The following is a 1,715-nucleotide window of genomic DNA, read 5'->3' as shown; positions in this document are numbered from 1 at the left end:
GAGGCCCTGTTCGTATGCGCCCAGCGTCCCACGACCACCCGATCGGGACTCCCGTTCGACGCGCATCCCTCAAGATCGAAAAGACAACAGCTTCTAAATCCGCTGCAGGGATGAAGGCACCGGTAGCAACAGATGTCTCTCCCTGTCGGGTCTTCTCCCAAGCCGAGCCTGAGTACCTCCCGGCTCAACTCAATCTTGGTGAAGCGGGCCAAGGGGTCTCTGGGCCGAGACACCCAACTCACCTCGTGGAGCTGCAGCTCGGACATGACGGATCGCGGAAAGGCGGAGACGGTCTCACCAACGGGGTGTGAACAGCTGCGCGAGCCGCACACGTTGCATGCTCCGTCAGCGTCATGCCGCACGGTGACGTCGTATCGGGTATCGAGCAGGTGCGGGCAATAATCGATGTCCTGCCCGCACAAAGAGCAGTTTCGAGTCGCGGTGAAGCCGGCAGACATGCCCCATCTGCTGTGCATAAGCGTGAGGCGGCAGACGTCCCAGTAGGTGTCGTCGGAGTACTCGATGTTGCAGTCGAACAGCCCACCTACGAGGGCTGCGACATGGTGGGCGTGTCGGTGGGCGAGTTCGGAAAGCTCGCTGTCTTCGAGGAAGTTGTAGGCGTCAACGGCACGGGCCAGAGAGGTGCGTGCCGCCGTTTCCAGATCGCGCCACGGATCGACGGGCTGGCGCGTGTCGTGCGGTATGTGCAGAGAACGCGCCATCGCCATGTACTGGCGGTGGCTCCACAGGTCGGAAGTGGGTGGACCGATAGACCACGGAGACGGCGAGGTAAGTGCTGCGATGTTGGCTCGCAGTTGGCGTCGGACCTGCGACCACACGCGGATAAGGAAGTCCCGTTGTGCGCTCATCGTCCACAGTCCGCGGCGGTGGATCTCCTCTGTCGTGGATGTCCAGGACGGAAGGTGGGCCAAGGACAGGCCCCAGGTGAGGGAGATGCTGCGACAGCACTGCCCGTACAGGCTCATGGATTCCCGCAGGGCCGTCACGCCGTCCTGGTGCATCATGGCCAGGCGCACAGGGCCTGATGCCGGGGGCAGAGGTACCCCGGTGCGGATGACGAGGCCGGCGAATCTCATCCGGTCGTGTCCTCCGGAGCGGCATCGCCCGGGTCTGCCGGGGGAAGCTCGGCACGAGCCGGGTCGGACACGGCCGCTTGGATGAGCCTCTCGACGTCTGCCAGCCGGCTGGTGATCTCCAGACCCCGGATGGCCGTTTCATTCTCGGTCCGGACGATCTCAGCGATCTTGACCGTCACATGCGCCTCGTTGACCTCATCGTCAGGGCAGCTGGGCCCCAGTGAGGAGCGTGCCCGCTGCCAGGCAGTCAGAACGATGCTCTTGACCAGATCGGTGGTGAGCGTGGTGGCGACAGCGATCCCAATGGTGGCCACCACCTCGGTGGCCCCGTACTCGCTGAGATAGCGGCGGTCTTCTCGCGCGTATGCGAAGTCGATGTTCACGCCACGGTGCCGCAGCGTCTTGATCAAGCCGGCCACATCGTCCCGGTAGACGGCCATCCCGTCGATGCTTGAGTCGGGGAGCAGAAGCATGCGGTCGCCGGTGGGGGCAGCCAGCACCACATCGGGCAGATCTGCCGCTGAGAAGCTGTTGTCTTTTCGATCTTGAGGGATGCGCGTCGAACGGGAGTCCCGATCGGGTGGTCGTGGGACGCTGGGCGCATACGAACAGGGCCTC

Annotated in this window: 2 protein-coding genes; both read right to left on the bottom strand. The window is 64.0% G+C overall.

Translation table 11 applies throughout. The features are described from left to right. Window positions 1–1,097, bottom strand: a 1,097-nt coding sequence (locus AB0F77_RS42970) for a hypothetical protein (protein ID WP_361960228.1), incomplete at its 3' end; no start/stop codon positions are given. Beyond that, the gene (locus tag AB0F77_RS42965) at window positions 1,094–1,609 is read right to left on the bottom strand and encodes a hypothetical protein (protein ID WP_361960231.1); all 516 of its coding nucleotides are present in this window, start codon (window positions 1,607–1,609) and stop codon (window positions 1,094–1,096) included. The genes AB0F77_RS42970 and AB0F77_RS42965, both read right to left, overlap by 4 nt. Window positions 1,610–1,715 lie beyond the last annotated feature (106 nt).

The sequence above is a fragment of the Streptomyces sp. NPDC026672 genome, assembly GCF_040638185.1.
Lineage (GTDB): Bacteria > Actinomycetota > Actinomycetes > Streptomycetales > Streptomycetaceae > Streptomyces.
Note: the sequence above shows the minus strand (reverse complement) of the source record. Positions and strands in the feature narration are given on the sequence as shown.